This window comes from Pantoea sp. XY16 (genome assembly GCF_025153065.1).
Lineage (GTDB): Bacteria > Pseudomonadota > Gammaproteobacteria > Enterobacterales > Enterobacteriaceae > Pantoea > Pantoea alfalfae.
The window spans coordinates 23958-47534 of the sequence record NZ_JANZNP010000007.1; the positions used below are offsets into that span (position 1 = coordinate 23958).

A 23577-nucleotide genomic window follows, 5' to 3' on the forward strand; every position below is an offset into this window, starting at 1 on the left:
TCTCCTCTCACAAACTGCGCACGTTCTGGATGCCATACTGTTCCAGAATGGCGGCGAGATTAGTTTTCGCCACATCATCAGCAAAAGCGCTATCGCGGAATACGCAAGTGGTATTACCAACTGGTGCCAACTCCTGATACCAACCGGTGATACCTTGAGCAAGGGCCTCCACTTGGTCCCGCTTGATTTGCTCTGCCAGGCAGGCCGTTAGCACACCACCACCGACGGTGTAAACCTCATGGCCAGCTATAGTACGCTGTTCGATAGGTACGCAAAGATCCAAGCCGAGTTTAAGCAGTAGCTCGTACAGTACATCGGCTTCGCTTCGACCCTCAAGCAAGTGATCTTCATAATCGAGCAATGTAGCTTCCAGATTTTCTGGATTAGGGTTCCAGGCACGGATATTGGAGCGATCAAGCTTGAAGACACGGAAACCGCTATCCCCTTGCCATTCTGGGTTGTCGGCTTTGATCTTGGCCGCGGAGCGGCGCAGACGTTCCTTGGTGATATCGGAGATACGCTGAAAAGAGTTATTAACTAATGGCTCAGGCAACTGAACTAAAATAAAACGCACAGGATTTTCAGAGCCCCCCCGTGAATAGGAAGCATGCCCTGTTGTTCCACTACCAGCAAAAAAATCAAGAACCAAATCATCTGGTGAGTCACAGCATAATTCAAGAATCCGTTTTATAAGCCTTACTGGCTTGGGAGAATCAAACACTTGGCTCCCATCAAACAAAGCCTTTAACTCTGTTGTCGCTTCCTGTGTATGGCCAACATCCTCATAATCCCAAACAGAACGTGGCACTACATCGTCCATTTCTGAAAGAAATAGCTTAGCTCTTGGAAACGCAGCTTTTCCATCAGCCCCCCAATACAATCTATTATCTGCCAGCTGTTCAGCTGTCACCTCTGGGCCATACTTCCAAACGGCCGTCTCTTTCGGCCAAACATCTTCACCAGTATTTGGATTTCGAATCGCATAAAAGAGGTTGGGTCGCTCATCCTTAGATTTATTACATGTATATGTTGCGGAATTCCATAGTCCCCGAGGGTCATTATCAGGATTCTTGTAGTTAGACAATTGTTGAGCATTTCTTGGTAACTTATTTGGCCGCCAAATATCTTTATTTTTCGCATAAACAATGACTAAGTCATGATCTGAACTAAACCATTTCGCATCATTTGCTGGAGAGACACGTTTTCTCCAAATTGCTGAAAGTACGAAGTTTTCCTCACCAAAAATCTCATTCATGATAAGCAGGAGATTCGCTGCTTCATTCTCGTCGATGCTTATAAAAATCGCACCATCTTCCTTAATTAGATTTCTGGCAAGCTTCAACCTCGGGTACATCATATTCAGCCAGTCAGTATGAAAACGCCCACTAGCTTCAGTATTGCTGCTGATCTTCTGCCCATCTTCTACCTGTCCGGTAAGTTCCAGATAATTTTTAATGTTGTCCTGGAAGTTATCCGGGTACACGAAATCCTTACCGGTGTTATAAGGCGGGTCGATAAAGATCAGCTTCACCTTCCCGGCATAGCTCTTTTGTATGAGCTTAAGAACTTCGAGATTATCTCCTTCGATCATCAGGTTCTGAGTGGTAGCCCAGTCCACGCTCTCTTCGGGGCATGGGCGCAGGGTGCCAGTGCTGGGCGTCAGTGCCAGTTGCCGTGCACGGCGTTTGCCATGCCAGTTGAGGCCATATTTCTCGTCGGCGTCATTGATACTTTTATCACCCACTAATGCTTTCAGCACATCTACATTCACAGCAACGCCATCAGGCCCTTCGGTAATCAGTTCAGGGAACAGAACCTTAAGCTGTGCAATATTGTCAGCCACCAAATCAGCAGACTGAGCCTCTGGGTTGTTGATGTCGACTTTCTTCATGGTCATAGCATGATTCTCAGTTAATTTAGTATTTTTAGGATCAAACATCCTGTGGGCCACCCATCTGGCGATCAAAGGACTGCCGAATCAGGCCCATGACATAGGGAAGTTGCTCAAAGCTGGACAATCCGATTTCCACATCGCCATTGCCCCAACGGCCAAGGTTTGTAACATCGGTACATAGCCCTTTAGGGTCATCTATCTCGCTGAACGGCATGTTAAGCGACAAGCGTAAACGCTTGGCCAGGGGAACAACATCTACAAAGTTGGTCTCTGCTTTGTAGGCAACGTAGAGCTTGAGATATTCTTCGTAAATGCATGGATCTAAATCTAAAATCGCTTTGCGCAAGGCATCAAATAAGGCGCTTACAGAGCCCTTGGCAAGGTATGGATGGTCAACAATGCTGTATTGCTGCCCTGTGTTAGTTACCGTGGAGCTATAGGCATTAAGGACGCTACTATCCAGCAATGGTAGCCCCCATACTTGGGTTGCGACTTTGGCAAGTCGCTCAGCACGTGCCTTGATTGTATTCTCGTCCCATCGACTCAGTTCACCCAGCCCCTCATTGATATTGAGGGCACTGTATTTGTAGCCAATCTTATTACCTTCGCTATTGGTGATCTGGTCACGCTTATAGGCGAATGAATAATCGCTGTATTCGCTGTTGTAGCCCGTTAAAGTGAGATTGCCCAAGGTATGTAACCATGTCTGCTGGATCGTTTGCCAATCTGGGCCGAGTTCTGCTTGCCACTCCGGTGACAACACTTTATTTTGCGGCAGGATGTGCTCGATGGTGTAATCCTCCAGCACAATTCGCTCCTTACGGCCGTGATTTTCCAAACGTCGTAACCAATAGCTGCGACTACGAAAATTATACAGATCTCGTTGTGTGATCTTGTGTTGGAATTCTTCATCATTAGGGAAGCGACGGTAAGATGGCAGTAGCAAAAACGCGGCCCGGACGCTCTCCAAGTAACGATCTTTCTTCAACGTGCGACTCAGGCTGGCAAAGGTTTTGTTGAGCGAGTTAGTGGGAATAGCGCAGATAGCGCGTCGAAACACATAACTTTCCACCAAACGAATGATGCTCACCAATTCGTCGGCTGACAGTCGAGCCATCTTGTAATCATGATAAGCATCAAGCAAGAAAGGATAAGCCACATCTACTTTGAGTTCACGCAGGTCATGGAAAGCTTGTTTTAATAGTGGCGCACTTTCTGCTCCAAGAGCCATAGCGCAGTAGTAACTTGCAAAGGCGTGTATATCGGCAACGAGTGCGGTAGTATCAACTTGGCTAGAGCGTGCGAAGGCCTTAAAGGCGATGTATACATCACGCACGTTCGGAATATCTCCCGTCTTAGCAGTGAGGTAGTGACGCATAAAAGGATCAAAATGCGTCACGTAGGCCGCCTGACCAAACGCCTTTTCCATTGGCCGCCAGTAACTCTGATAGAGCTCCGTCTGAAGCTTTGGCTCTAGCCCCATTAAGATGTAATTGCGAATCAGATCTGCCTGACTCAACTCAAGACCGGTGGAGTTCATGCTTTCGAAGATTAATTGCGGGTTATCCCGAGTACGATCAAGCGACACTTCTACAATGAGTAACTTGGCAAGGCCTTGGCAGATAGCTTCGAGCTCGCCCTGATGCTTTTCAATCAGCGCCTGGAAGAGCTTGTAATTCTGCTCAATGCGAGAACTCACCTCCATAGGCATCGGCGTTGATTTCAGGATTGCCAGCAGAGTTTCTTTGTCAGTTTCCGACAGGATGAGCTTATAGTGGCGTTCGCCGTCTTCATCTGGATTAAGTAAGTAGTAATTGCGCAACTTACGGGCGGAAAAGCTGTCGAGTAGTTCGGGAAGTTGATTAATTTCAAAGTGATTAGCTAACGCTGCAATCAGTAAAGTACTGGTGGTCAGGCGTTGCTGCCCATCGATGACCAACAGCGCTTCCTGAGTCGTCACAGTGGATAGACCTCGCTCCACATAGACGATAGATCCAATGAAATGGCCGTCGATATCCTTGTCACGGCCAGCGCGCGTTAAGTCAGACCAGAGCTGTTGACACTGAGCTTCCGTCCACGAATAGTTACGCTGATAAATAGGGATAACGAACTGTGGAGACTTGCGTAAGAACTTAAGCAGATTAGTTTCTGAGGCTTTCACTTCTTATTCCTTAGAGATATTGTGCGATCCGCTGACGCTCAGCCTGCAGTACTTGCAACCGAAGATTCACTTCAACTTGGCGTGCCATTTGTTTTTCTTTTACGGCTTGCCCCCGCAGACGGTTAATTTCGCCTTCGAGCCGTTCGTAATCGGCTAAAGCTTGCCGACGTGCCGCAGCCTGTTCCTGAGTTGTTGTCATCCGGTAGCTTCCCGTCAACCGAGCTGCCAGAAGTGCCTGTACGCAATCTATCCAGCCCTGGTAAAGGGTGTACAGCGTGACCTGTGGTTGACGTGTGACTGATAGAGACTGCATGAAGGCTTGCTCGACTTCCGAATATGTTAAATGAGTAGCCACCGTAGTTTCCGGCATAGCGCGGAATAGTGCGGCAGATACCAAGCCGCCTTCAAGTACGACTTTGCTGAACTCGTTTTGCGCCCAGCGTTTGTGAGCAAGAAAAAGGGTCTGCGTCTGCCCGTCAATCAGTTGCAGCAGTACCGGATAAGGCACTGCACGATGCACTAACTCAGCCAAGTGAGACCGATGTGTAGCTTTTACGGCCCCCTTTAAGGTCACAGCCAGTACCGCGACCTCGAGATATTCGCGCCGAGTATCCCGATAGCTTGGCACCCCGATGGTATTGGGTTTAAGTGCTGCAATCCACTGGATTTCTGCGATATTATCAATGATCAAACGCTTGTCCGCTACCGTAGCGGCACTGTTTTCAAGCAGCAATTTCTTGGGAACACGCTGACCCACTCGACAACTGTCGGGAAGGCCTAATGCCTGGATAAAGGTTCCCACGTCAATGACTGTCATGCTGACTCCCTCTCTGGCAAAATCACCATAAACGCTATTACCTCAAAATCATTGATCCCAGCAAACTCTCCTTTGATGGCGTGAGTCCCACCTGGAGTGAACAGGCTGGCGACTGCGCGCTCTTCATTTTTACCCGCTATTGAGGCAACCGCTGCAGCGAGTAGTTTTTGGGCATGGCTCATTTCTTCGCCTTGCCTAGTTTTTTTGTCAAAGCGTGAACAGGCCGTCTCGTCGGGAAGTTCACGCCCAAGCGCTAGACGCTTTAAGCTGTCAAGGATGCGTTTAGCCTGTAGGTAAGGAAGTAAAACGGCACCATCATCGCCAACGTGGACTAAGTAGTGTGGTGCGAGTGGGTAATCTGATGTTACTCGGTCAGTTTGTACCTTCTGCCCTACAGATTTACAGACTTGCAAACAGAAAATCACGCCGGGTGGAATTTCAGAGTCCAAGGTGGTGGTAACAGCATATACACCGAGAGGTTGGCTCTCCAACTTGCCTGGATGAGCTTTCATATACTCTGCTAAATCGATGCGGAAATCGGTTAGGGTTAGGTCGGTAATCGATACACCGTTTGAAAGGTCTTCCATATCGATAACCGTGTCCTGCAATTTGAGTAGCTGTTTGCGCCGATACTCTAAATCGTTCATAGGGTTACCTGACTGCTGCTCGATAAGATTCTCTTCGCCTGTGGCAGAGATATCAAGCAGCACCATACGGCCACTGACCCGCTGTTCCAGGTTTATATATTCCTCCAACTCCATGTTAGGCCAGAAATTTACAAGCTGGATACATTTGTTAGGTGAGCCAATACGATCAATACGACCAAAACGCTGAATAATACGCACCGGATTCCAGTGAATGTCGTAGTTGATTAGCCAGTCGCAGTCCTGCAGGTTCTGGCCCTCAGAAATACAATCAGTAGCTATCAGTAAATCGATTTCACCTTCACTAGTGAGATCCTCCGGGCGCTCCTTGGCTCTCGGAGCAAACGCGGACAATACTTCGCTCATGTTCTTACGTAAGCCCGGCAATGTAGTCTGTATGCCAGCACTCCCAGTGACCAATGCGGCATCGATCCCCAACCTGGCCTTGGCCCATGGGCCGAGTTGCGCATAAAGGTAGCTTGCGGTGTCAGAAAATGCAGTGAATACGATAATTTTTTGGTTACCGCTATTGATGGGATAGAGACATTTGTGTTCAATCATCTGACGCAGGGCTGCCAATTTAGCGTCACGGCCAGCATCAACCTGTTTGGCAGCTGACAAAAGAGTAGCCAAACGATTACGGTCCTCGATTAAGTCTTGCCTCCAGCGAATCAAGTCCACATCACCGAGCAATACCTTAACTTTGCGACCAACTAGTAGAGCTTCAAAGGAAGGATCGTCGATGTCTACATCAGTAATGTCGATTTCTTCAAGCTCGCTCGTATGGGATTCAATATGAGCCAAAGTTGCTTCAACATCCCTGAGTTGCCGTTGCACCGTCAGCGCGAATGACGTTACCGAACTTTCCATACGCTTCAGCACATTTACCCGCAGTAGGTTAATTAGGCTTTCTTCCCGGTCTGCTTGATGGAAAAAACTTTCCCCACCGCGAATCTGCGTACTGTACTTAGCATCGTAGGCCGCCTGCTTATGCGGCAAAACATAGCGAAGCGGGGCATAACTGGCCAGCGTGAGGCGGCGGATTTCATGATTAATCTCGCGAATAGCTCGGAATTCACCAGCAAGATCAACATCAGCCTTGATGTTTATCGGCGGTAAGCGATCAGGAAAGCGACCTGTCTCACTAGTGCCGTAGTATTTCTCCACATGCCTTCGCGAACGGGCGATAGTTAGATGGTCTAGAAGTGTAAAGTAATCAAAACCTAGCATCTCAACAAGTTTAGAAGGTTTTTTTTCAGACTCGTCCATTGCCAACCAACGGTTGAACTGAGCCTGGGCCTTTCGAGTAGTTGTCTCAACACTGGTTATTCCGTGTTCCTGTAGGGCCGCGTCATCACCTTCTGTAACAAATGCAATCTGATTACGCAAATCAGAAAGACGATTATTGACTGGTGTCGCTGACAACATGAGGACTCTGGTTTTGACGCCCTCCTTGATGATACGCCGCATCAAACGATCATATCGCGATTCTTTACCTTTATGCGTCACCTTATTACGGAAATTGTGTGATTCATCAATCACCACCAGGTCGTAGTTACCCCAGTTAATATGTGACAGGTCTATATCGCCCGAGCTCCCCCTATCGCGTGACAGATCTGTATGATTCAGCACATCATAATTGAAGCGATCAGCAGCAAGAATGTTACGTTTGTCATTAGTTTGGTAGAGAGTCCAGTTATCACGCAATCGCTTAGGTGCTAATACCAGAACACGATCATTACGCAGCTCGTGATATTTAATAATCGCCAGTGCTTCGAAGGTTTTACCTAGACCAACACTATCAGCAATGATACAGCCGCCAAAACGATTGAGTTTATCGATAGCACCTACTACGCCGTCGCGCTGGAACTTGAATAGCTTTTTCCAGACCACCGTATTTCGGATGCCGGTTGCAGATTTGACGATGCGCTCTTCGTCCATTCCATCATCGCTATCACGAAATAGGTTGTGCAATATGAGAGAATAAATGGTCGATGGATCACGGTGTTCACCGATGGAACGTAAAGCTGCAACCATTGCATCGCGATCACTTTCACCATTTACTGAATCACTATTTAACGCATCTTGCAAACTCAGCCATTGTTGATCGAACCACTGGGATAATATGGCAGCTTCACTGGAAGATTCTGAAGACTGAATCAAGCTAAGGGGGTTCCCTGGTGTCAGTCCAAGGCCAGCCGTAGTAAATGCGAATGAACCCAAGACCACTTGCTGAGGGGTAGCATCAGGTTTACGCATTACTATAGTACCCTGTGGCACCAGCCCATGTGCGCGGCGAAGCTCTACATTTTCACTTATCCATTCCGCACATTGATTGGCTAGCCAACGTGTCTGTAGGCAATTCCGCGCACCACGGTCACCTTCCTCTCCGAGGACGTCGAGTGCTTTATCGTCAGGTGATAAGATAAATTGAACCCTTTCAAGAACAGACAACGCATCACGTATCTCAGCAAAAGCATATAAAGAGAACGAAGGAGTTACGCAACCTAGTTGATTGCCACGCTTAATATGAGGTCGGATTAGGTCTATGACACGATCTGTACCTGAATTATGAATTATTTTCACGGACAAACTCCTTTATTACCTAACTCCCTTCGGTATTAGGTTATAATAATCATTATCGAGCACTGCATCACGGATTTTATATTTAGACCAAAGCTTTAAATCAAGACCATCTTTATCATACTATAATAAAATATGGGAACTTCAAGCTAATTTAATGAATTTAATAATATGACATTATCACACTTGTCATGAACTGCAATATTTAATGCATTTAGGTTGAAAATGAAACTAGCATTTTATTTTCCAGCAAAAAAAACCATATTAATCAAGTTCGCTAGCACAACAACTTCTGGATCTCACCTGACTTATAAACGCAATATCAATTTAAAAAATAACATAGAATTAAAATAATTACGTTATAGTTAATCAACTGCATTATTTCACGCCTACCATGTATAATCCAGCCAATTCAATATAACACTCTTAATGCTCTTACTCAGAAATGAAAATACTGATTAATTTAAAAGCTGACAGAAACCTATGACGTCTATAGAATGCATTAACGGTAACTGGTTGTTAAATGAATCAACGCTCTCAAATGAAATGTATTAATCATATTATTCCGTTTAGCACCCAGATAATTATACCACTACTACAACATTAGCACACGCTCTTAGCAGACTAAGTATTTCTATGCTTCACTTTTTTCAGTATGAAAATTAATATCATTCATACTCCTAGTTATCTTCTTTCAATATGCTTACGCTACTATATGTACATCATTGGACCAGCCTATATATTCAGCTCTGTATTCACAAGCATATTAATGTGTGAGGAACTCAAACTCACATCGGATAAATCAAAAGCAGACGTAATCCCTTGCAAGGTTTTAGATTTCAGACACAAAAAAAGCCGCCCTTAAGCGACTTTAATTTGCATATCTGGTGCCGAAGGCCGGAATCGAACCGGCACGCCTCGCGGCGGTTGATTTTGAATCAACTGCGTCTACCGATTTCGCCACTTCGGCACTGAAGGGTATGCGGAAAACGTTGAGGATTATACCGTTACCCCCTGTTTCCGCAACCCTTATCGGCAGGCAGTGGTGCAACTGCTGAAAAAACCGTCTTTCGGGTTCTAAGGGACACTGTGTGACACCCTTGTCAGAAATTCTTCACTCATCCTCGACCGCTGCAAAGCACTCACGTCACCCATCAAGTTTCACCGGCCTGACAAAAGCGCTAACCCGAAACAACCTTCACATCCGTCACCAGCGTCGGCAGATCCCACGTGCCGCCCGCATGGATATAACGACACATACCGGTCCCACCGTCATAGCTTTTGCGGAAAGCTTTGCCGTCCCATACCCAGCTTTCCTGGCTCATGCAGTCGCCGATGCCGCGGCCTTTCTGCACGCTGGTAATCTCGCCCTTGTCGTAATCGGACCCGGAAATGGTCACCAGTTCAGGCTTGCCTTTCAGCTGATTATCAATGACCCAGTAGCCATATCCTTCGTTATAAGCGGCACGCCAGCAGAGTGCTGAAAGCAAGGCGTGTGTGTCATCCAGTGGCGTAAGCGTGAGTCCGTCGGTTTCCGGATCGCTGTTTTCGGCCGGTGAATAGAGGCTGTCGCAGGTGTCATCGTCGTTATGATTGACCGTTGCAAGCAGTCGGGTTTTCAGCGCGTCGCTTTCTGCTGCAGTCAGCAAACGGGGTTCGCCGCCGAGGGTTTTAGCCGCCTGAATAACTGGTGCGGGCACAGCCTTAGCCACGCTGCTTTCCGGTTTATTGCCCTTTTTGGTGAGCGCGCCTGCCGTGCCGATACGGCCCTGCACGTCGTCCGCTTTCAGCAGCACGGCATACGCGCCCTCGCCGGAAAGCTGGAATGGCTTTGTGCCGCCTTTAAATTCCACTTTACCGCTGCCTTTCACGGCGCTGATTACCGCAGAAGTCTGACTGGCTGACATTCGCCAGTTGTCATCAGCCGCCACCAGATCGCCAGCGGATTTACCATTGATCCACAGCGTCAGATTTTCCGCCGGTTCGCTGTCATCTTCGGTGTCGCCCAGCGTCACTTCTCCCACTGTCTCCGTTCCCGGTCCAGCAGCACGGGTGAGCAGGATGGAGCCGGAGGGATCCTCTTCTTTGGCATAACCTGCAATGCGGCAGGTCCGAGTGTTATCACAGACAACTTCCCAGTCTTTGTGCTCAAGCGTTTTTCCACTCTGAGTGGCCTGAGCCGACAGGGAGAGCATCGCCAGCACGAAAAGCATCGGTTTACAGTTCACTTTAATCCCTCAGGTTTTATTTCTGTCCGGCCTGCACAGATAGCGCCTGATTATATCGAAGAGAATTTGACGTCGTTATCCGTTTTTATTGCCCTCCCCCACAACGCAAAAGAGCCAACCTCGCGGTTGGCTCTTCCTTGCATCTTCAGCATCGGGTATCAGCAATACCCATCAGCGCCTGTTGTTGTCAGGATGAGCGCCTCAATGCGTATGGTCATGATGCAGCTTGTTTTCGACCTTATCCTTCACTTCGCCAGCTTTATCCTTCACTTTCTCAGTCAGGCTCTCTTTGTGGTCATGGTTGTGCGCGCCGGGTGACTGTGTCGCTGCACCTGCTGCAGCAGGTTTTACCCCTGCTGTCGTACCCGGCAGCTCGCTCTCCAGACCACCGCGTGCATGGTCGATCTCCACTTCCTGACGACGCACCGTGTCATTAATGGTCTCGGTACGATCGCTGCCGTCGGTACGCACCACCACTTCTTCTTTCACGTGGGTCGTTTTGTTGATTACCGGCTGCTCATGCGTCTCAGCGACTTCGACGGTTTTCTCGGACCAGTCCACTTCACCGGCCAGCGCGGGTTCATTCACCGAGCGGCGGAAGATGTCAGCATGCTGCTCATGCAGCGAGATATCTTCAGAGACGGTATCGGTCACGGTATAGCGTCGTACGCGGGTGGAGCCTTCGCTCACCAGACGTTTACCCACTTCCACCTGCTCTTCGGCCAGACGCAGAATATCAGCCTCGCTCTCATCACCGGTCAGCGAGGTGCGTCGCGGCTCAGCCGGGCGGTCGTTGGTCTCACCGGCAAACTGCTTGCCTGCGGTCGGGTTAATGCCCGGTGCGGTGGTGCCGTTCCCGACTGAGCTTTGCATACGTGACGGCACATCTACCGAGTCATGAGAATGGAGAATCGTCATGGCGCGGGCCAGCTTCTCCTCCTCAGTACGGATGGTCAGCACGACGCCGCCCTTGTCCATTGCTCGGGTATACACATCCGCCTCATCTTTATCGACGTCGTGCCCAAACAGACGCTGCCACAGGCTCGGATGGCGGACAGACTGCCCTTCCTGCTGCAAACGTTCTCCACTGATAAGACTGATGTCCCGATCAGAAAAGCCTGCTTTCACGAGATTTCTTTTCGCGGCCTCTGCCTGAATTGCAGAATCGAACAGTGTTACGATTTTTTCCTGTGCCATGATAGGTTCCTCTCTGTTAGCTGATTTGATCGTCATCTCTCTCAACGTTCACCTGCTGCTCACGTCGGGTCACCACCTCCTGAAAAGGAACATTCTCCTGCACTTTTCGGATGTGGATTTCCTCTTTAAGCACCAGCTTTCTGACGATTTGGATTTCTTCCTCTACTACCGGGACAATCAGTACACCATTCTCTTCCCTGATTTCGGGCATCGTTTCAACGGGCTGCGCTTTCGCTACATGCTCAACCTCAACCTTCTCCTGGGTAAGCAGTGTACTGATGACCTCGTCATGTTCAGTTGTGGAACGGGTAACGCGGACATGTCCATCCACAATCTTTTGCTTCGTCAGGGCTATTTGCTCTTCAGCGAGTTTAAGCGTGACCTCTGCATTATTATTGTGCTCTGGCTGTCCAGCCATAATATCACTCCCGTTAAATTAAATATCTACCACAACTGCCTGACACAGTGATTAAGCATGAACACTCTCGCTGATTTCGCAAGCCGGAATAATAAAAACCCCCACCAACTCAATTTAATTACGGCACAGAAATCTGCATCAAAAAACAGCAAGTCGGCTTAAATCACCGCTACGCTAAAAATAAAAATAACTAAAAATACATGAGATTATATAAAAATAATTCCTCAGGTAAATATTACCAGACCAGACGCAATCGCTTAGAAAATACGCTATAAGCAAAGCGGTAACTTTAATTTAAACCAGGACGATTCCTGATAAATACCGTGAGAATATTAAAGAATGTTTCCGCGGGATGTGCTTATTACTGCCTTCAGTTAATCACTTCAAAGAATAATAACACCTACAAGCACCTGAATATTTTATCGCTCTTATTACAGAAGATTCCCAAAGTGCTATTTAAGACGCTTTTTATAAAAGGAAGTCAGGAACTTTCTGCCCGTCAGACTCTCTTAGCAAAACTGAATACGCAGATACTGAGGTTAAGATGAAACAGGCACAACGCAGTGCGTGGGGATGGGGACTGGCGGCACTTCTGGTGGCAGGCAGTGCATCAGCGGCAAGCTGGCAGGATCAGCTGAGCAGTGCAGCATCGCAGCTCAGCCAGCAGAACAACGGCAGCACCACCGGCACCACCCAGCAAAATGGCGGAATGTCACTGTCTGCTATTACCATCATGCTGGGCGGCGGCGACAAAGCGGTCAGCGCCAACAGCATGACCAACGCGGCCGGTGTGATGCAGTACTGCGTCGAACATAACGTGGTGAAAAACAATGTGCAGTCGGTTAAAGATCAGGTGCTGAGCAAGCTCGGTCTGAATACCACCACCGCGCAGGAACAGAAAACCGACTACACCCAGGGCGTGGCAGGACTGCTGAACACCGGGAACGGCCAGCAGTTGAATCTGCAAAGCCTGAGCAACTCGCCGATGGGGGAGAAACTGAAAACCAAAGCCTGTGACGTGGTGCTGAAGCAGGGCAAAAACTTTATCTCCTGATCTCCTTCCCTTCTCTCTCCCCTCTCTGCTCTGAGGGGAGCGTTAAACCCCGCTTTGCTGTGATGCCTGACATTCCCTTAACCTGGGGTTGAGCGCTATAGTGTTGTTTTGGTTTCTACAGGACAGCACGCATGAAAGGCATCAACATCGCACTTTACTTCGACCCCGATCAGATTCAGGCCTGCGTTCATGAACAGGACGGCAGCTATCTCAGCAAAAAATTCGAGTATGACGATGGCGTGATTGAAGAGATCTACCAGTGGCTGGAGCAGTACGAACCTAATCGCACCCACATCTGCCTGATTGAAAACGAAACCGCCGAGCTGCTGGCCGATGAGCTGGTCGACAGCGGTTATCGCGTCCATCAGGTCACCATGCACCAGCTGCTGAGCTGGTTCGCCGCTGAGCCGCCTTCCACGCCAGACGGCACGCCGATGCGCGCCATGCTGCGTTTTCTGGAAGATGAACATCCGCGTGAATATGAGTCGCGCACACCGCAGACCGAAGCGCTGATGGAGATGTTCGACGAGCTGGATGCGCTGGAGATGGTCGATGACGGCGATGACGAAGACGCGCTGCCAGGCGATCTGCTGCGCGCCATGAAGAAGCACAAAATCACCGCCAGCGCCGCGGCCCAGCGTCTGCTGCCGGACGTCAACGAACGTATCCGCGAGCATCTGATGCAGTACCCCGAACTGATGACGCCGGAAATCCTGCAGGACTTCTTCCCTGAGCTGTTAGAGGCGCTGGAGCGCCCGAAACACTAATCAGGGAGATCGGCTATGCTGGAACTGATTAAAGCGGTCAGCCTGGGGCTGGTGGTGATCCTGCCGCTCGCCAATCCGCTCACCACCGTGGCGCTGTTTTTAGGGCTGGCGGGTGACATGAATTTCGAGGAGCGCAACCGCCAGGCGCGCCAGGCTTCCATCTATGTCTTCGCCATCATGATGGTGGCATGGTACGCGGGCAGTGCGGTGCTGAATACCTTCGGTATCTCTATACCGGGTCTGCGCATGGCGGGCGGCCTGATTGTCGCCTTTATCGGCTTCCGGATGCTGTTCCCGGCTAAACCTGCCGGGCATTCAGTTGAAGCTAAGCAGAAACTGGATGAGCTGGATGGGGCTAAAGAGCCGGTGAATATCGCCTTTGTGCCGCTGGCGATGCCAAGTACGGCCGGGCCGGGTACCATTGCGATGATCATCTCTTCTGCCTCAACGGTAAGAAGTGGCGTCGATTTTCCCGCCTGGGTAATCAGCGTGGCACCGGTGCTGACCTTCCTGCTGGTGAGCCTGATTCTGTGGATCTCGCTGCGCAGTTCGGGTGCCATCATGAAGCTGGTGGGTAAAAGCGGTATTGAGGCGATATCGCGCCTGATGGGATTTTTACTGGTCTGTATGGGCGTGCAGTTCATCATTAACGGCGTGCTGGAAGTGGTACGCACCTTCCATTAATCCGGGTTTTCCCCTCCCCGGACAGGCAGAGGGGAAAGCGCGATTACTTCAGCGTTTTACGCACTTCAGCAACCTGATCTTTGCTCACCGCAGGCGCGGTGTTGCTCCAGCCCTGACGAACAAAGGTCGCCAGTTGCGCGACTTCATCATCATTCAGCCGCTGGGCAAAGCCTGGCATCGCCAGTTTAGACGGCGCTTTCGCGGTCGAAGGCTGCTGCGCACCGGCCAGAATGGTGTGGATCAAGCCGGTTGGATCCTTAGCATTCACGATGGTTGCGCCATCCAGCTCTGGGAAGATCCCGGGTGCGCCTTTGCCGGTCACGAAGTGACAGGCCCCGCAGTTATCCAGATAGAGACGCTCGCCTTCGCTGAGGTTCTTCGCGGCGGTGAGTTTCGCTTCCGTTGCCTGCTGCGCCTGCACGCTGAACGCCTGCAATGGCGGATTGCCGCCCAGGAACTTCAGGTAGGCCGCAATGGCTTTGAGATCGGCATCGGTCATGTGTGAGCTGCTGTGCTCGACCACCGAGGTCATCTCGCCGCCTACTGCCGCTTTATCGTTACGGCCGGTCTGCAGGTAGTCGATGACTTCCTGCTCGCTCCAGTGTGGCAGGCCACGCAGTGACGGCACATCCCAGTTGTTCAGGCTGCCGCCCGCCAGGAATTTATCATCACCGCTATCCAGCGCTTTCTCGTTCATGCCCAGACCGCGCGGCGTATGGCAGCTGCCGCAGTGACCCAGACTCTCCACGATATAGGCACCGCGGTTAACCTCGGCTGACGCGCCGCCAATCGGCTGGAACGGCTTATCGGACGTGAACGCCCAGTTCCAGAACCGCATGCCCCAGCGCTGACTGAACGGGAAGCTCAGATCGGTTTCCGGTGGCTGTTCCGCACTCGGCTGCACGCCTTTCATAAAGTAGACGTAGAGCGCGTGCATATCGGCATCGCTGATTTTGGCGTAGTCAGGATACGGCATGGCCGGATAGAGATGCGAGCCATCCGGTAATACGCCCTTGCGCACCGCGTCAGAGAACTGCTGCTCGCTGTAGTTACCGATGCCATGCTGCTTATCCGGCGTGATGTTGGTGGAGAAAATAGTGCCGAGGTTCGACTCAATCGCCAGTCCACCCGAATAGGCCGGTTTGCCGGGCAGCGAGTGGCACGCCATACAGTCGCCCAGGCGGGAGAGATACTCACCCTGCTTAATCAGTTGCGCTTCATCTTCGGCGTGAACCGGCAGCGCAAATCCGCTGGCCAGCAGCACCGCGTTGGCAAAAATAAAAGACTTCAGTTTCAGCTTATTCATGCGCTTATGCCTGTACCAGTGGACCGGGATTTTTCAGGTAGTGATCTTTGATCGCCTGCGCCGCCATCAGGGTAATCGCACCGATGGTATCGGTCGGGTTCGCCTGGAAGTTCTGCGGGAAGGCGTTGCCGCCGGGCACAAAGACGTTATGCACATCCCAGCTCTGCAGATACTTGTTCAGCGCCGAGGTTTTCGGGTTATCGCCCATCACCGCGCCGCCCACGTTGTGCGTAGAGACATATTTGGTGATATCGAAATCCGCGCCCATCGGCAGGAAGCTCATGCTCATGCTGTCCGGGTTCAGCTCTTTGGCGATGTTGCCGACGATGCCTTTCAGATGCTGCTGCAGCTTCAGCTCATTCTCTTTCCAGTTAAACGTCATGCGCAGCAGTGGCAGGCCACGGTGATCGTTGTAGTTCGGATCGAGATCCAGATAGATGTCGCGGTAAGACTGGCAGGTGGTGGTGATGCTGATCTTCATCGAATGACCGTACCACTCTTCCAGACCTTCCTTGTAGCCCATGCCCCAGGTCGGGGTGCCTTTTGGCAGCGCGGTGCTGATTGGCGTGCCGGTCGCCTGTGAGCTGTGGATCTTCGCACCGCCCAGGAAGCCGAGTGAAGGGCCGTCGAAGTTGCCTGGCGAGATATCGTTAAACATCTGGCCGGTCGCGCCCGCCGTCGCATACGGATTGAAGTTTTTATCTTTGAAGAACAGCGTTGCGCCGCCGTTCGACAGGAACGCGTAGTTACGGCCTACCACGCCCTCTTCGGTAATCGGGTTGTAAGGTTTGCCGATGCCGGAAAGCAGCATCAGACGCACGTTGTAGAGCTGGAAGCTGCTCAGCACCACGATTTTCGCGGGCTGGAAGCACTCGTTGCCTTGCGCATCGATGTAGATCACGCCTTTGGCGGTTTTCTTATCATCGTTCAGCACGACCTTAATCACTTCCGCATTCACTTCATAGGAGAAGTTCGGCATACGTTTCAGCGAATCCATCACCGCCGTCTGCGGCGACGCTTTGGAGTAGTTCAGGCACGGATATTTGCTGCAGTAGCCGCAGTAGTTACACGGGGCGATCTGGTTGCCGTACGGGTTTTTCCACGCACGCGACACACAGGCTGACGGATTCGGGAACGGGTGGTAACCGAGTTTCGTCGCTACCTCTTTGAACATCACGTTGTTCAGCGTGTCATCCAGCGCGGGCAGTGGGTAAGGTTCAGAGCGCGGGCCTTCAAACGGGTCGCCGCCTTCCAGGATTTTGCCGCGCAGGTTGCCGGTGTTGCCCGACTGGCCGCAAATCAGTTCGAATTTATAGTAATAGGGCTCGATCTCTTCCCAGCTGAACGGGAAGTCCATCACCCGCATATCATCCTGCAGAATGCCGGGCTTGTAAGCCTCGTCAACGTAGGTTTTAAGTTTGATGTCGGTCGGCGTCGGACGGATCAGTACCGCCGTCCAGTGCAGACCGGAACCGCCTACGCCGGTGCCCGGTGCAAACGCGCCCCATTTACGGGTTGGCAATGCCGTCTGGCTGCTGTTGTAGCGCACGGTGACCGCCACTTCGGCGGGTGTCGCAAACACTTTGTTGCGCACCGCATAGGCGTATTCATCCGCCGGTTTCGGGTAGGCGAACTCGTCGTAATCGCGATCGCCGCCGCGCTCCAGGGCGCGCACGTCCAGACCTGCCAGTGCCAGCTCGATGCTCATCAGCGAGCCTGCCCAGCCGAGGCCGCAGACCACGACGTCGACTTCTTTTTTAGTAACCTGTGCCATGATAATCCTGTTTACCTGATGTGGAAGCGCTTATGCGCGTTCACCTTTGATGCTGACCGGGCCGAGCGGATAAGGAACGTTGTGCTGTTTCACCCATTCGGTGAAGCTGGCACGCGCGCCGGGGAAGCCGATAGCGATCCAGGCTTTCATGCCTTTATTACCGCCGTACATCGGGTCGGCCAGGTAGCCATGCTTGGTATCGGAAAGCAGCTGGCTGAAGAAATGGGAAGGCTTAAGATCGGCTTCGCCCAGCGCGGCAAAGTCGATCTCGTTTTTGTTGACCTGGGTCAGCACCGCATCTTTCTCTTCCAGCGTCAGCGCATGAAACGCTTTCTGGTGCGTGTTCTGCGACCACTGATTGATCAGCCGGATACCGGTCTGATACATCTGCTGGGGACGGAACGGGATCTGATAACCCATCGTAGCGGGTGCTTTCGTGTTGAACGGCCCCTGCATATAGATTTCGCTGCCAAACGCTTCGCTGTGCAACTGCTGATCGATAAAGATCGGCACGTTAGTTTCCAGCGCGCCCGGTGCTTTGCCTTTGCCGCCCGCCGGAATCAGGCGGTCGGTGGCGGCCAGAATAAACTGCCACTCATCGGCACTAAAAAAGATCGGTTTGTAATCGGCTAACTCCGGTGCGGCCATCTCTGCAGCCTGTGCCGCAGTCATGCCTTTCAGGACCAGTTCACTTAATGGCAACGCCAGCAGTGAACCGAGCAAAAATTTACGCCTGGTGGTGGGTTTTTCTAAAAGCATATCCGCACGACTCTCATCTGCTAAATACCCGCTTACTGTGTTATGACGCTGAAAGGCCGGGTGCAGGCAGGAAACTCCCCGCAGAGATGAACGCACACAGCACAGACAACGGCAGAACAGAGAAGGCAGGTAGAATTATGGTTCGGTGACTAACGGAACATATCGGTTAATAACCTGGCAATATTAGGGATATAGATATGTCTGAATGTAAAAATTGAATTTAAAATGTGTCGTAGTGAAAGTTTATCATGGTGTTGCGGAAGGGTTGCGGATAGGTAAAAGATTTACAGCGAGGAAATTGCGTCTAAAACCGCATAAACATCGGGTATTTAGCCGTTTTAACGCAGGAGCGACGGATATTATTTTCGCCCTGTCATCATCACGCAGAATAACCGATAAAAAAATATCATACTTCCATACAAGAGAATCATTCTCATCGTTAACACTATAGTGACTTTGATGGTCATACAATCAGACAGTGCGCAAAGTGTGATCGCCTGAGTAAATCCTGCTTTATTCCGCCTGTTGTTAAATGACGCTGAAATAATTACTGACGGACATGACCTTAATTTGTCCTCTTGCCTGAATAACTAAGCATGTAATTGTGCAAAGCTCATAACAAACCGGCATTTTGAGATTATCCGGCGCCCGATAGAGTAGAGCGATCAACGACTCAGGATAACCCTCAATGCGCAAAACGCTACTCTCACTCTCTTTATTGACTGCACTGACACTGGTTCACCCGGCATACGCCGCGACGCCAGCGGACACGCTGGTAGTCGCCGTGCCACTCGATGGCATCATCAGTTTCGATCCGGCGGAAAGTTTTGAAACCGTCAGTAACAGCAGCCTGCGCAATATCTACCAGACGCTACTGGAACCGAATCATCAGAACCCACAGCAGCTCTCGCCACTCGCCGCCACTCGCTGGCAGGCCGGAAAAATGCCGCACAGCCTGGTATTTGACCTCAACCCGCAGGCCCGTTTCGCCAGCGGTCATCCGCTGACCGCGCAGGATGTGGTCTTCTCATTAACCCGCGCGGTAAAACTCAACAAAGCCCCCTCTTTTATCCTGGGTGAGTTTGGCTGGACGCCGGAAAATATCGATCAACAGTTCACGGTGATCAACGACCACCAGCTTGAACTGCGCTGGCCCGCTGAGATCGGCAGCGATCTGGCGCTGCGCCTGCTGACCGCGCCGGTCGCCTCCATCGTTGACAGTAAACTGGCCCGGGAACACGTCAGCAATAACGATTACGGCAATGCCTGGCTGAAAACGCACTCGGCTGGCAGCGCCGCCTATGCCATCAAACAGTTTGTCCCGCTGCAGGCGCTGGTGCTGGAAGCTAACTCTTACAGCACGCAGAAGCCGCATCTGAAGCGGGTATTGCTCAAGGGCGTAGCCGATGCCGGCAGCCGCCGACTGCTGCTCCAGCAGGGTGACGTGGATGTCGCCTATCAGCTTGGTCCGGACCAGATTGCCGCGCTGAAAACACAGGCTAATGTGCGGGTTGACGCCTTCCCGTCCAGCCTGGTTTATTACGTTGGCTTTAATACTCAGAGCGCGCAGCAACCGGCGCTGGGCAATCCGGCCCTGTGGCAGGCGGCACGCTGGCTGGTTGACTATGACAGCCTGGCGAACCAGCTGCTGAAAGGTCAGTATCGCATCCATCAGAGCTTCCTGCCGGATGGCTTCGATGGTGCACTGAACACCACGCCGTTCCATTACGATCTGAAAAAGGCGCAGGAAATCCTGCAGAAAGGCGGCATCAAACCGGGCACCCACATCGCGCTGACGGTGGTGAACCAGCCGCCTTATATAGACGTGGCGCAGGCGCTGCAGGCGAGCTTTGCCAAAGCGGATGTGCAGCTTGATATCCAGCCGGTGGCGGAATCGGAGCTGTGGAGCAAAATGCGCAGCCGCGACTTCCAGGCCATCTTCACTTACTGGGGCGCGGACTACATCGACCCTAACACCAATGCCAGCACCTTTGCTTCTAACGTGCCAGGTGGCGGCAAAACCCTGGCATGGCGTGTCGGCTGGACCATTCCGGCGCTGAGTGCACAGACCCGCGCCGCCGCCGGAGAGAGCGATGCGGCTAAACGCCGTAGCCTCTATACCGGGCTGCAAACCCGCATCCAGCAGGATTCGCCGTTTATCGTACTCTTACAGGGCGCGACCCAGGTGGCGGTGCGCAGCAATCTCAGTCACCTGCAGCAGGGCATCGGCGTCAGCCTGCTCAATTTCGAAGAGGTGCAGAAGTAATCCCGCGTTTCAGGCCGCTGCTCTGCGGGCAGCGGCCGCGTTTTTGACGAATTGTTCTCCTCCTGTCTATGCTCCGCTTGCTATCCTTCAGGCATAATCCTTTGACTGAGAGTGGAAAACCATGACTTCCCCGCTACTGATTGCCCGTACGCCAGACGTCGAACTTCATCTGTTGCCGCAAATGGCCAACCGCCACGGCCTCATTACCGGTGCGACCGGCACCGGGAAAACCGTTACGTTGCAGAAGCTGGCCGAATCGTTCTCCGCCAGCGGCGTACCGGTCTTTATGGCTGACGTCAAAGGCGATTTAACCGGCGTGGCGATGGCGGGCCAGTCCAGCGAAAAGCTGCAGGAGAGGCTGGCGAAAATCGGCGTCACCGACTGGCAGCCGCAGAGAAATCCGGTGGTGCTGTGGGATATTTTTGGCGAGAAAGGCCATCCGGTACGCGCCACCGTTTCCGATCTCGGTCCATTACTGCTGGCGCGGCTGCTGAATCTGAATGAAGTCCAGAGCGGCGTGCTGCAGATTATTTTCCGCATCGCCGATGACCAGGGCCTGCTGCTGCTGGACTTCAAAGATCTGCGCGCCATGACCCAGTACATTGGTGACAACGCCAAAAACTTCCAGACCCACTACGGCAATATCAACAGCGCCTCGGTCGGCGCGATTCAGCGCGGATTACTGACGCTGGAGCAACAGGGGGCGGAACACTTCTTTGGTGAGCCGATGCTGGATATCGCTGACTGGATGCGCGTCGACAGCAACGGCAAAGGCGTCATCAACATCCTCTCTGCTGAGAAGCTCTACCAGATGCCGAAACTCTACGCCACCAGCCTGCTGTGGCTGCTGTCGGAGCTTTATGAACATCTGCCGGAAGCGGGCGATCTCGATCAGCCAAAGCTGGTGTTCTTCTTTGATGAGGCGCACCTGCTGTTTACCGATGCGCCGCCGGTGCTGCTGGAGAAAATAGAACAGGTCATGCGGCTGATCCGCTCCAAAGGGGTCGGCGTCTGGTTCGTCACCCAGAACCCGGCGGATATTCCCGATCGGGTGCTGGGCCAGCTCGGCAACCGCGTTCAGCACGCCCTGCGCGCTTTCACGCCCAAAGATCAGAAAGCGGTGAAAACGGCCGCCGATACGCTGCGCGCCAACCCGGCGTTTGACAGCGTGGAAGCGATTCAGGCGCTGGGCACTGGCGAAGCGCTGATCTCCTTTCTGGATGCCAAAGGCAGTCCGTCGGTGGTGGAGCGCGCCATGGTCATTGCGCCAGTCTCGCGCATGGGTCCGGTCACCGGCGATGAGCGTAACGGCCTGATCAACCATTCGCCGCTCTATGGCAAATATGACACCGAAATCGATCGCGAATCGGCGTTTGAAAAGCTGCAAAAAGGCTTCCAGGCCGCCAGCGATGAGGCGAGTGCCCCCCCGGCCAAAGGCGACGCTGTGGCTGTCGACAATGGGATTCTCGGTGGTCTGAAAGAGATCCTGTTTGGTCACACCGGCCCGCGCGGCGGCAAACACGACGGCGTGGTGCAGACCATGGCGAAAAGCGCTACCCGCCAGATCACCAATCAGATCATCCGTGGGGTGCTGGGCAGCCTGCTGGGTGGCCGTCGCCGATGAACCCCGCTCTCTGCTAAGATCAGGTTATGGATAAACACTACGAACTGAAACGGATGAAACGCCTGGCGCTGCTGCTGCTGCTGCTCGCCGTCGCCACCTTTGTTGTCACCCTTTTCCTGCCGCCTGGCTTCTGGGTCAGCGGCGTCAAAGCGATTGCGGAGGCCGCGATGGTCGGCGCACTGGCGGACTGGTTTGCCGTGGTGGCGCTGTTCCGGCGCGTGCCGGTGCCTTTTATCTCGCGCCATACCGCCATCATTCCGCGCAACAAAGATCGTATCGGTGAAAACCTCGGGCGCTTTGTGCAGGAAAAGTTTCTTGATACCGACTCCCTGCTGAACCTGATTCGCCGTCACGATCCTTCAAACCTGCTGGCACAGTGGCTGAATGCACCGGGCAATGCCGACCGCGTTGGCCGCCATCTGCTGCAGGTGATGCGCGGCTTCCTGGATCTCACCGATGACGCGCGGATTCAGACCTTTATGCGCCGCGCGGTGCATCGTGCCATCGACAAGGTCGATCTCAGCCAGACCAGCGCCATGGTGCTGGAAAGCCTGACCAAAAATAACCGCCATCAGGCATTGCTGGACGCGGCCATCGACCAGTTGCTGAAGTTATTGCATAAGCCCAGTACCCGCGAGTTTATCGCCATGCAGCTGGTGCGCTGGCTTAAACGCGAGCATCCGATCAAAGCCAAAATGTTGCCGACCGAATGGCTGGGCGAACACAGCGCCGAGCTGGTGGCCAACGCGGTCGATTCTCTGCTGGATGATGTGGCGCTGGATCAGGGCCATGAGCTGCGCCTCGGCTTCAACCGGGCGGTTGATAAACTGATCGTTAAGCTGCAAAACGATCCGGAAATGGCCGAGCGCGCCGAAGAGATCAAGGGCTGGCTGAAAGAGGATGCCTCGTTTAACCGCTACATCGGCGAGCTGTGGAATGATATGCGCAACTGGCTCAAAGCGGATCTCAGCAGTGAGGATTCGCGGGTGCAGGAGAAAGTGCGCGGTGCGGCCCTGTGGCTTGGCGAAACCCTGGCCGCCGACCCGGCGCTGCGTGACTCCATGAACCAGCATCTGGAACAGGCTGCACGCAGTGTTGCACCAGAGTTTGCTGGCTTCCTGACGCGTCACATCAGCGATACTGTGAAAAGCTGGGATGCGCGCGACATGTCGCAGCAGATTGAACTCAATATCGGCAAGGATCTGCAGTTTATCCGCATCAACGGTACGCTGGTGGGCGGCACCATCGGGCTGATTCTCTATCTGCTGTCGCAGCTGCCCGCTGCCCTGCCCGCACTGTCAGGCTGGATAAATAGCGTGGCGTAACGCCGTTTCAGGCCACTGCAGTCACTCCTCCGGCTGGCAGACATAAAGCGATGGGCGTATACGCCTGTCGTAAAGC

The 23577-nt window shown here is 52.3% G+C and carries 16 protein-coding genes and 1 tRNA gene; 6 read left to right on the plus strand and 11 right to left on the minus strand.

Annotated elements, in window-relative coordinates:
* Positions 1–7: 7 nt before the first annotated feature.
* From N1689_RS11990 to N1689_RS12025, 8 genes are all read right to left on the minus strand, one after another.
* Positions 8–1891 carry a site-specific DNA-methyltransferase gene (locus tag N1689_RS11990; protein ID WP_260059119.1) on the minus strand — a complete coding sequence of 628 codons (1884 nt, stop codon included), beginning with the start codon at positions 1889–1891 and terminating at the stop codon, positions 8–10.
* Between the two features lie 40 nt (positions 1892–1931).
* A complete protein-coding gene (locus N1689_RS11995; RefSeq protein WP_260058999.1) occupies positions 1932–4055 on the minus strand; it encodes a DUF262 domain-containing protein in 2124 nt (707 codons plus the stop codon).
* A gap of 10 nt (positions 4056–4065) precedes the next feature.
* The gene (locus N1689_RS12000) at positions 4066–4872 is read right to left on the minus strand and encodes a DUF4391 domain-containing protein (RefSeq protein ID WP_260059000.1); all 807 of its coding nucleotides are present in this window, start codon (positions 4870–4872) and stop codon (positions 4066–4068) included.
* Positions 4869–8102, minus strand: coding sequence for a helicase-related protein (locus N1689_RS12005; RefSeq protein WP_260059002.1), 3234 nt, complete (start codon positions 8100–8102; stop codon positions 4869–4871). The genes N1689_RS12000 and N1689_RS12005 overlap by 4 nt, the downstream gene beginning before the upstream one ends.
* 882 nt (positions 8103–8984) lie before the next feature.
* Positions 8985–9069, minus strand: a tRNA-Leu gene (locus tag N1689_RS12010).
* Between the two features lie 211 nt (positions 9070–9280).
* Entirely contained in the window at positions 9281–10312 is a 1032-nt protein-coding gene (locus tag N1689_RS12015) for a DUF1176 domain-containing protein (protein WP_260059120.1), read from the minus strand.
* 216 nt (positions 10313–10528) lie between these two features.
* Entirely contained in the window at positions 10529–11524 is a 996-nt protein-coding gene (locus N1689_RS12020) for a YsnF/AvaK domain-containing protein (RefSeq protein WP_253420938.1), read from the minus strand.
* A 16-nt stretch (positions 11525–11540) separates the two neighbouring features.
* Positions 11541–11942: a DUF2382 domain-containing protein gene (locus N1689_RS12025; RefSeq protein WP_161731920.1), complete on the minus strand. Its 402-nt coding sequence runs from the start codon at positions 11940–11942 to the stop codon at positions 11541–11543.
* Between the two features lie 544 nt (positions 11943–12486).
* Here N1689_RS12025 and N1689_RS12030 point away from each other — a divergent pair.
* The 3 genes from N1689_RS12030 (at position 12487) to N1689_RS12040 (ending at position 14447) form a co-directional block, all read left to right on the plus strand.
* Positions 12487–12996 (plus strand): DUF2501 domain-containing protein, encoded by a 510-nt coding sequence (locus tag N1689_RS12030; RefSeq protein WP_260059006.1) that lies wholly within the window; start codon positions 12487–12489, stop codon positions 12994–12996.
* Between the two features lie 131 nt (positions 12997–13127).
* Positions 13128–13763: a hypothetical protein gene (locus N1689_RS12035; protein WP_161731918.1), complete on the plus strand. Its 636-nt coding sequence runs from the start codon at positions 13128–13130 to the stop codon at positions 13761–13763.
* A 15-nt stretch (positions 13764–13778) separates the two neighbouring features.
* Positions 13779–14447: a MarC family NAAT transporter gene (locus N1689_RS12040; protein ID WP_161731916.1), complete on the plus strand. Its 669-nt coding sequence runs from the start codon at positions 13779–13781 to the stop codon at positions 14445–14447.
* A gap of 43 nt (positions 14448–14490) precedes the next feature.
* Here N1689_RS12040 and N1689_RS12045 read toward each other — a convergent pair whose 3' ends face one another.
* The 3 genes from N1689_RS12045 to N1689_RS12055 are packed head-to-tail and all read right to left on the minus strand — an operon-like array spanning position 14491 to position 18286.
* Complete coding sequence (locus N1689_RS12045; protein WP_253420930.1) at positions 14491–15753, minus strand: cytochrome c; 1263 nt, start codon at positions 15751–15753, stop codon at positions 14491–14493.
* 4 nt (positions 15754–15757) lie between these two features.
* Positions 15758–17527, minus strand: coding sequence for a GMC family oxidoreductase (locus tag N1689_RS12050; RefSeq protein WP_033731366.1), 1770 nt, complete (start codon positions 17525–17527; stop codon positions 15758–15760).
* A gap of 30 nt (positions 17528–17557) precedes the next feature.
* Positions 17558–18286: a gluconate 2-dehydrogenase subunit 3 family protein gene (locus N1689_RS12055; protein ID WP_095706284.1), complete on the minus strand. Its 729-nt coding sequence runs from the start codon at positions 18284–18286 to the stop codon at positions 17558–17560.
* A gap of 688 nt (positions 18287–18974) precedes the next feature.
* On the opposite strand from N1689_RS12055, the gene N1689_RS12060 reads away from it, so the two are divergent.
* The 3 genes from N1689_RS12060 to N1689_RS12070 all read left to right on the plus strand — a co-directional run bounded on the left by N1689_RS12060 (position 18975) and on the right by N1689_RS12070 (position 23501).
* Positions 18975–20552: an ABC transporter substrate-binding protein gene (locus N1689_RS12060; protein WP_260059007.1), complete on the plus strand. Its 1578-nt coding sequence runs from the start codon at positions 18975–18977 to the stop codon at positions 20550–20552.
* Positions 20553–20673: 121 nt separating this feature from the next.
* On the plus strand, positions 20674–22176 hold the full coding sequence (locus tag N1689_RS12065) for a helicase HerA-like C-terminal domain-containing protein (RefSeq protein ID WP_260059009.1): 1503 nt from the start codon (positions 20674–20676) through the stop codon (positions 22174–22176).
* A gap of 26 nt (positions 22177–22202) precedes the next feature.
* Entirely contained in the window at positions 22203–23501 is a 1299-nt protein-coding gene (locus tag N1689_RS12070) for a DUF445 domain-containing protein (RefSeq protein WP_253420925.1), read from the plus strand.
* Positions 23502–23577 lie beyond the last annotated feature (76 nt).